This window comes from Micromonospora thermarum (assembly GCF_012034245.1).
Lineage (GTDB): Bacteria > Actinomycetota > Actinomycetes > Mycobacteriales > Micromonosporaceae > Micromonospora > Micromonospora thermarum.
Genome location: NZ_JAATEO010000027.1, coordinates 77,700 through 85,449, shown reverse-complemented (window position 1 = coordinate 85,449; position 7,750 = coordinate 77,700). Strand labels below are relative to the sequence as shown.

Annotated in this window: 9 protein-coding genes; 3 read left to right on the top strand and 6 right to left on the bottom strand. The window is 73.4% G+C overall.

The features are described 5' to 3' along the window. The first annotated feature begins 41 nt into the window (after nucleotides 1-41). The 3 genes from HCJ94_RS22705 (at nucleotide 42) to HCJ94_RS22695 (ending at nucleotide 3,559) form a co-directional block, all read left to right on the top strand. Complete coding sequence (locus HCJ94_RS22705) at nucleotides 42-821, top strand: sugar isomerase domain-containing protein (protein ID WP_205801726.1); 780 nt, start codon at nucleotides 42-44, stop codon at nucleotides 819-821. Nucleotides 822-935: 114 nt separating this feature from the next. After that, on the top strand, nucleotides 936-1,436 hold the full coding sequence (locus HCJ94_RS22700; protein WP_168003062.1) for a DUF6328 family protein: 501 nt from the start codon (nucleotides 936-938) through the stop codon (nucleotides 1,434-1,436). 119 nt (nucleotides 1,437-1,555) lie between these two features. Continuing rightward, the gene (locus tag HCJ94_RS22695; RefSeq protein ID WP_168003061.1) at nucleotides 1,556-3,559 is read left to right on the top strand and encodes an acyl-CoA dehydrogenase family protein; all 2,004 of its coding nucleotides are present in this window, start codon (nucleotides 1,556-1,558) and stop codon (nucleotides 3,557-3,559) included. Between the two features lie 213 nt (nucleotides 3,560-3,772). Here HCJ94_RS22695 and HCJ94_RS22690 read toward each other — a convergent pair whose 3' ends face one another. The 6 genes from HCJ94_RS22690 to HCJ94_RS22665 form a co-directional block, all read right to left on the bottom strand. Beyond that, the gene (locus tag HCJ94_RS22690; protein WP_168003060.1) at nucleotides 3,773-3,940 is read right to left on the bottom strand and encodes a hypothetical protein; all 168 of its coding nucleotides are present in this window, start codon (nucleotides 3,938-3,940) and stop codon (nucleotides 3,773-3,775) included. A gap of 127 nt (nucleotides 3,941-4,067) precedes the next feature. Beyond that, a complete protein-coding gene (locus HCJ94_RS22685; protein ID WP_168003059.1) occupies nucleotides 4,068-4,670 on the bottom strand; it encodes a hypothetical protein in 603 nt (200 codons plus the stop codon). A 70-nt stretch (nucleotides 4,671-4,740) separates the two neighbouring features. After that, nucleotides 4,741-5,067: an ArsR/SmtB family transcription factor gene (locus HCJ94_RS22680; RefSeq protein WP_168003058.1), complete on the bottom strand. Its 327-nt coding sequence runs from the start codon at nucleotides 5,065-5,067 to the stop codon at nucleotides 4,741-4,743. A 37-nt stretch (nucleotides 5,068-5,104) separates the two neighbouring features. Continuing rightward, nucleotides 5,105-5,974, bottom strand: a complete 870-nt coding sequence (locus HCJ94_RS22675) for a metal ABC transporter permease (RefSeq protein ID WP_168003057.1) — start codon at nucleotides 5,972-5,974, stop codon at nucleotides 5,105-5,107. A 2-nt stretch (nucleotides 5,975-5,976) separates the two neighbouring features. Next, nucleotides 5,977-6,738 (bottom strand): metal ABC transporter ATP-binding protein, encoded by a 762-nt coding sequence (locus tag HCJ94_RS22670; RefSeq protein WP_168003056.1) that lies wholly within the window; start codon nucleotides 6,736-6,738, stop codon nucleotides 5,977-5,979. After that, nucleotides 6,735-7,709: a metal ABC transporter substrate-binding protein gene (locus tag HCJ94_RS22665; protein ID WP_168003055.1), complete on the bottom strand. Its 975-nt coding sequence runs from the start codon at nucleotides 7,707-7,709 to the stop codon at nucleotides 6,735-6,737. Before HCJ94_RS22665 ends, HCJ94_RS22670 begins: the two co-directional genes overlap by 4 nt. Nucleotides 7,710-7,750: the final 41 nt, after the last annotated feature.

Genomic DNA, 7,750 nt, shown 5'->3' with positions numbered 1-7,750 from the left:
AGACTGTCCGGAAACATCGGGGGTTTCCCGACAGTCTCCTGATGAGGGGGACCGAATTGGACGCAGGGGACGTGGCGCCGACCGCCGAGGACTACCTGGCGGTGGTCACCGCGACGATGCACCGGGTGGCGGCGAGCCAGCGGGAGGCCGTGGGCCGGGCCGCCGACCTGATCGCCGAGGCCCTGCGGGCGGACGGCGTGGTGCACGCGTTCGGTACCGGCCACTCGGAGGCCCTCGCGATGGAGATCGCCGGGCGGGCCGGTGGGCTGGTGCCCACCAACCGGATCGCCCTGCGCGACCTCGTGCTGGTCGGCGGCGCGTCGCCGGACGTGCTCGGGCCACGCCTGGAGCGCGACCCGTCGGTGGCGCACCGCCTGTACGACCTCGCGCCGATCCGGCCGCCGGACGTCTTCGTGCTCGCCTCCAACTCAGGTGTGAACGGGGCGATGGTGGAGTTCGCCGCGCTGGTGCGCGACAAGGGGCACGGGCTGATCGCGATCACCTCGGCCGAGCACTCCGGCCGGATGGAGTCGCGCCACCCGTCGGGGCGCAGGCTCGCCGACTTCGCCGACGTGGTGCTCGACAACGGCGCCCCGTACGGCGACGCCACCCTGCCGCTGCCCGGGGGCGGCGCGATCGGCGCGATCTCGTCGATCACGGCGGCGTTGCTGGCCCAGCAGATCACGGTCGAGGTGGTGGCCCGGCTGCTCGCCGCGGGGGAGCGGCCCCCGGTCTACCTGTCGGCGAACATCGCCGGTGGCGACGCGCACAACGACGCCCTGGAGGCCCGCTACGCCGGTCGCATCCGCCGCGGCGCCTGAGCGGCGGGGCGGCACGCCGGTTCGTGAGCCGGTTTCGCCGAACGCGCGGTGGGGCATCAGCGTTCCTGCCGGCGGAGGGCTCCGCCGGCAGTACGTTCGCACCGGAGGTAGCGCGTGTCGAAGGAGACCGAGAAGCAGCGCTGGCAGCGCAACTTCGCCGACCTGTTGCAGGAGTTGCGGGTCGCGCAGACGGGTGTGCAGATCCTCTTCGCCTTCCTGCTCACCCTGCCGTTCAGCGCCGGGTTCGAGCGGACGACCGCCTTCCAGAAGGACGTCTACATCGTCGCGTTGCTGTCCGCGGCCGGTGCCACCGCCCTGATCATCTCTCCGGTGGCCTTCCACCGGGCGCTGTTCCGGCAGGGGCGCAAGCCGGAGCTGGTCCGCTTCGCGCACCGGATGGCGAGCGGCGGCCTCGCGTTCATGCTGGTCTCGATGGTCAGCGCGGTCCTGCTGATCACCGACTTCGTGCTCGACCGGACGATCGCCTTCGGGCTCAGCGCGGTCACGGCGATCTGGTTCCTGACCTTCTGGGCCGTCCTGCCGTTCGCCCGCCGCAACTGGGGCGAGGACGATCTGGAGGACGATGAGGACAGCCCCACGTCGTACGGCGGCTGACCGGCGACGAACCGGGTAAATCGATCTTCATCCAACGCTACCCCTGGGTAACACCCGGGGGTAGCGTGGCAGATGTCGAGCACGTCGACGCATCCGGACCGAGGTTCGAGGAGGCAGCCGTGACCACGACGCAGAACAGCCGGTCCGCACCCGACGGCACCGGCCCTGAGCAGCCCACCACCGCCGGCACGGCCGGCCCGCTGCCCACCGAGGCCGGCCAGGTCACCGAGAAGGAGGCCCGCCAGGTCGCCGAGGCCGCGCGGGAATCCTCGTGGGACCGCCCGAGCTTCGGCAAGGAACTCTTCCTGGGCCGGTTCCGGCTCGACCTCATCAACCCCTGGCCGCGGTCGGCGCCCGACGACGTGGCGCGGGCCGACGAGTTCCTCGGCCGGCTCCGGGAGTACCTGGCCTCCGAGGTGGACGGTGCCGCCATCGAGCGGGACGCGGCCATCCCCGACGAGGTGTTCCAGGGGCTGGCCCGGCTCGGCGCGTTCGGCATGAAGATCGACCGGTCGTACGGCGGTCTGGGGCTGAGCAACCTGCACTACTGCCGGGCCCTGATGCTCGCCGGCTCGGTCAGCCCGGCGATCGGCGCGCTGCTGTCCGCGCACCAGTCCATCGGCGTGCCGCAGCCGCTCAAGATGTTCGGCACCGCCGAGCAGAAGCAGCGCTTCCTGCCCCGGCTCGCCGCGGGCGAGGTCTCCGCGTTCCTGCTCACCGAGCCGGACGTGGGAAGCGACCCGGCCCGCCTGGCGACCACCGCCGAGCCGACGCCGGACGGCAGCGGGTACAAGCTCAACGGCGTCAAGCTGTGGGCCACCAACGGCACGGTTGCCACCCTGCTCGTGGTGATGGCCCGCGTACCGGCCGGCGAGGGGAGGCGGGGCGGGATCACCGCGTTCGTCGTCGAGGGCGACTCCGAGGGCATCACCGTCGAGCGGCGCAACGCGTTCCTCGGGCTGCGCGGCCTGGAGAACAGCCTCACCCGCTTCCACGACGTGTTCGTGCCCAAGGAGAACGTGATCGGCGGTGAGGGCAAGGGCCTGAAGATCGCCCTGACCACGCTCAACACCGGGCGGCTCTCGCTGCCCGCGATGTGCGTCGGCGCCGGCAAGTGGGCGCTCAACGTGGCCCGGGAGTGGGCGGCCGACCGGGTCCAGTGGGGCCGGCCGGTCGGTGAGCACGAGGCCGTCGCGCAGAAGCTCTCCTTCATCGCGGCGACCACGTACGGCATGGAGACCATGCTGGACCTGTGCTGCCTGCTCGCCGACGACGACCGCAACGACATCCGGATCGAGGCGGCGCTGGTCAAGCTCTACGCGAGCGAGATGGCCTGGCGGATCGCCGACGAGCTGATCCAGATCCGGGGCGGGCGCGGGTACGAGACGGCCGAGTCCCTCGCCGCCCGGGGCGAACGCCCGGCCGCTGTCGAGCAGATCCTGCGTGACCTGCGGATCAACCGCATCTTCGAGGGCTCCACCGAGATCATGCACCTGCTGATCGCCCGCGAGGCCGTCGACGCGCACCTCTCCGTGGCCGGCGACATCATCGACCCGGACGCCGGTCTCGGTCGCAAGGCGCGCGCCGGCGCGCGGGCCGGTGTCTTCTACGCGAAGTGGCTGCCGACGCTCGCCGTCGGTCGCGGGCAGGCACCCGGGGCGTACGGCGAGTTCGGCCCGCTCGCCGGCCACCTGCGCCAGGTGGAGCGGTTCTCCCGCAAGCTGGCCCGGTCGACGTTCTACGCGATGTCCCGCTGGCAGGGCAAGATGGAGCGCAAGCAGGCGTTCCTCGGCCGGGTGGTGGACATCGGCGCGGAGCTGTTCGCGATGTCGGCGGTCTGTGTCCGCGCGGCGGCCGAGCGGGAAACCCGCCCGGAGAACGTCGAGCTGGCCGACCTCTTCTGCCGGCAGGCCCGGGTCCGGGTGGACGCGCTCTTCACGGCCCTGTGGGACAACACCGACTCGGTGGACACGGCGGCTGCCACGCGGATCCTCGCCGGCCGCTACGCCGCCCTGGAGGACGGCGTGCTCACGCCGGCGGCCGACCTGCCCTGGGTCGCCCGCTGGTCGCCGGGCCCGTCGACCGCCACCGACGCCCGCCGGCGCATCCCGCGCCCGGAGTGACGCGAGCCGCGGCAGGGGGCTCCCTGAACCGCCCTCGCTAGCTTGATCCACTCGACATCCTGCATATCGCGGTATCCCAGTCACCCGGACACCGCGATATGCAGGATGTCGTGTCGATCATCGCCCGACCGCCCGACCGCCCGACCGCCCGACCGCCCGACCGCCCGACCGCCCGACCGCCCGACCGCCCGACCGCCCGGCCGCTTCGGGCGGTCAGCGGGCGATGGCCCAGGCCAGCACCGCCGCCAGGATGACGCCGTTCAGCACGGCCAGCCCGAGGTACGCCGCCGGCGGGATCCTGCGCCCCTGCCGGACGAACCGGACCAGGAACGCGGCGTAGCCGAGAAGCAGCACGGCGATCACGACCAGGAAGTAGAACACCCGACGACCTTAACGGCCCCCGGCCGGTGTCGGACGCCGGGCACACGGGTCACGCTCGGGCAGCACCCGCCGCCGGCACCCGGCCAGGTCGACGTTCGGTCGGCGCGGGGCCGGGGCGCGGCGGGGCTCAGCGGCCGCGGAGGCCCAGGGCGCGCAGCTCCAGGGCGGCCAGCGCCTCGACCGCGTCGTCGTCGCCGCGCCGCCACGCCTCCGCCACGTCCGGGGCGATGCGGGTCAGCCGGCCGAGCGGCTGGGTGGCCAGGGCCCGCAGGGCGAGCAGGTCGCGGCCGGCGGGCGCGGCGGCCAGCTTCGCGGCGGCGCCGGCGCGGCGCATCCACCGCACCCGCAGCGGCAGCCAGCCGACGAGCACCAGGCCGAGCGGGAAGACCAGCACGGCGACGGCCAGGGCCAGGGCGAGCTGGTCGACCAGCTCCTGCTGGTCCCGGCCGGCCTCGGCGAGCGAACGCGCGGCCCCGGCGGCCCGCTCGAACGGCGCGGTCAGCTCGTCGCCGACCAGCGGCACCCGGCCGACCTTGCCGCCGGCCTCGGCCAGGTTGTCGGCCAGGCCGCCACCGGCCCCCTCCAGCTTCTGTCCGGGTACGGCGAGCTTCTGCACCAGGTCGTGCAGCCACAGCGCGCCGCGCACCGACGCGTACACCCAGGCGACGACGAGGAAGTCGGTGAGCAACTGGCGGGCGGCGGTCGGGAAGCGATCGGCGTAGATCTTCACGCCGGACAGCGTGCCACGACCGCACGCCCGAAGCACCCCGTACGGCGACCCGGGCATGCCCGGCGCGGGATCAGGACCGGGCGGCCGGTGCGGCGGTGACGCTGCCCTCGCCGGCGTGGCTCACCGCGTCCGCCACGATGTGGGCGACGTGCTCGTCGACCAGGGCGTACGCGATCTCCCGCCCACGCCGGGAGCCGCGCACCACGCCCGCTCCGCGCAGCACCCTCAGATGCTGGGAGACCAGGGGTTGCGGGGCGCCGAGCTTGTCGACCAGCTCGTGCACGCACCGCTCGCCGTCGGCGAGCTCGCTGACGATGGCCAGCCGGATCGGCGCGGAGAGCGCGCGCAGCAGCTCGCTGGCACCCTCGAAGGCGTCGTAGCCTGACCCGCTGCTCACGCTGTAACGGTAACCAATGCCATGCGCGTATGGCTGATCAGGACCGGTGCAGCACGACCTCGTGCGGCTCGGCGGCCGGGGCGGCGGCCGGGGCGGCCCGCCGTCGCAGCGCCCGCCAGACCGTGCCGCCGAGCGCGACCACCGCGAACGACGCGATCGCCATCAGCACCACGGACGCGCCGGGGGCGGTGTTGGCGTTGGCCGCCACGTAGACGCCCGATCCGGCGGCGAAGAGACCGAGTGCCATCGCCGCCGCCATCGTGCCGCGGAAGCCCCGGGTGACCTGCTGGGCGGCGGCGACCGGCACCACCATCAGCGCGCTGATCAGCAGCACGCCGACCGCGCGCATCGCGATCGTCACGGTGACCGCGGTGGCGACGGCGAGGAGGAGGTTGAGCGTACGGACTGGCAGGCCGGAGACCCGGGCGTACTCCTCGTCGTGGCAGACCGCGAACAGCGCCGGGCGCAGCGCCAGCATGGTGACCAGGATCGCCGCGCCGAGCACGGTGATGGTGGTCAGGTCACCGGGGGAGATGGTGGTCAGCGACCCGAAGAGGTACGCGTTGAGCGCCCGGGTGTTGTCGGAGAGCCCGACGAGCATCACGCCGCCGGCGATGCCGCCGTAGAAGAGCAGCGCGAGCGCCAGGTCCCCGGAGGTGCGTCCGCGTGCCCGGACCAGCTCGATGGTGATCGCGCCGAGACTCGCCACGATCACCGCCACCAGCACCGGGGAGTGGTTGAGCAGCAGCCCGGCGCCGACACCTGTCAGCGCCACGTGCCCCACCCCGTCGCCGATCAGCGCCAGCCGCCGCTGCACCAGGTAGATGCCGAGCGCCGGGGCGGCCAGGCCGATGACCAGCGCGCCGATGAGGGCGCGCTGCATGTACGGGTACTGGAAGAGTTCCATGCTCAGCTGCTCCAGAGCCCGGCGGGCTCGTCGGGACCGTGCGGGTGCACGTGGTCGTGGTCGGGGTCGGCGTGGTGACCGGCCGGCTCGGGGACGGCGCCGTCGTGGGCGATCCCGCCGGCGTGGACGACGACCGCCCGGGAGATCAGCGGCCGCAGCGGCCCCAGCTCGTGCGCGACCAGCAGCACGGTGCCGCCGCCGGCCACGAAGTCCTTGAGTGCGCCGGCGAACGCCTCCTGGCTCGCCGCGTCCACTCCGGCGGTCGGCTCGTCGAGGACCAGCAGCTCCGGTTGGCCGGCCAGTGCGCGGGCGATCAGGGTGCGCTGCTGCTGGCCGCCGGAGAGGGTGGCCACCGGGTCACCGGCCCGGTCGGCGAGACCGACGGACGCCAGTGCCGCGTCGACGGCGTCCCGGTCGGCGCGTCCCGGCGGGCGCAGGACGCCCCGGCGGGCCAGCCGGCCCGAGGCCACCACCTCGCGGACGGTGGCCGGTACGCCACTGCCGGCGCCGAGGCGCTGGGGGACGTATCCGATGCGGTGCCACTGCCGGAAGCGCCGCAACGGGTGGTCGAACAGGGTGACGGATCCCGAGACGAGCGGGACCAGCCCGAGCACGGCGCGGATGAGGGTGGACTTGCCGGAGCCGTTGGCGCCGAGCACCGCGACCACCTCGCCGGCGGTCACGGTCAGGGAGACGTCGCGCAGCACGGGGCGGCCGTCGTAGCCGACCACCCCGTGCGTGACGGTGATGACAGGGGACGTCACGAGCAGCTCAACGCCGTCCGCAGGGTCGCCAGGTTGGCGCGCATCACCGAAAGGTAGTCGCCGCCGTTGTCGCCGGACAGCCCCTCCAGCGGATCCAGCACCGCGGTCTTCGCGCCCACCTCGCCGGCGATGGTCTCGGCGACCTTCGGGCTGACCAGCGTCTCGAAGAAGATCGTGGTGGCCTTGTGCTCCCGGGCCTCCTCGGCGACCTCGGCGAGGCGCTGCGGCGACGGCTCGTCCTCCGGGCTCAGCCCGCTGACGCCGATCTGCTCCAGCTGGTAGCGCTCGGTCAGGTAGCCGAAGGCGGTGTGGCTGACCACGATCTCGCGTCGCTGGCAGGTCTTCAGACCGGCGGTGAACTCCGCGTCGAGCTTCTCCAGCTCGGTGCGGAGGGCCTTCGCCCGCGCGGTGTAGTCGCCCGCACGGTCCGGGTCGGCCGTGCCGAGCCGCTCGGCGAGCTGGTCGCCGACGGTGGCCAGGCGGGTCGGGTCGAGCCAGAGGTGCGGGTCCTTGCCGCCGGTCTCCTCCTCGGCGTGCCCTGCCGCCTCGCCCTCACCCTCGCCCTCGCCCTCGCCCTCGTGCTCGTGGTCAGCGGAGGCGGCGTCGAGCAGCGGCTGCACCGTGGCGACGTCGAAGGCCTTGTCGCCGGCGTTCTGCTCGACGGCCTCGTCGACGGCGGGCTGGAAGCCCTTGAGGTAGACGACCAGTTCCGCCTGCGCGACCTCGCCGACCTGGCCCGGGTTCAGCTCGGCGTCGTGCGGTTCGGCGCCCGGCTTCACCAGGTTGCTCACCGTGACGGCGTCGCCGCCGACCCGCTCGGCCAGGAACTGCAACGGGTAGAACGCGGCCACCACGTCGACCCGCTGCGGGTTGACGCCGGCCTGGTCGTCGGCGCAGGCGGCCACGCCGCCGAGAGCGAGGAGGGCGGTCGCGGTGGCGGCGAGGGTACGCGGAGCGGAGCGGATGTTCATGAAGTCAACTGTCCGCGAGAACGATAATGATTGTCAAAAAC

What these genes read in the sequence shown, in the direction of transcription:
- HCJ94_RS22675 (WP_168003057.1), bottom strand. Translation starts at nt 5,974, where the DNA reads ATGGAACTCTTCCAGTACCCGTACATGCAGCGCGCCCTCATCGGCGCG.
- HCJ94_RS22705 (WP_205801726.1), top strand. Translation starts at nt 42, where the DNA reads ATGAGGGGGACCGAATTGGACGCAGGGGACGTGGCGCCGACCGCCGAG.
- HCJ94_RS22665 (WP_168003055.1), bottom strand. Translation starts at nt 7,709, where the DNA reads ATGAACATCCGCTCCGCTCCGCGTACCCTCGCCGCCACCGCGACCGCC.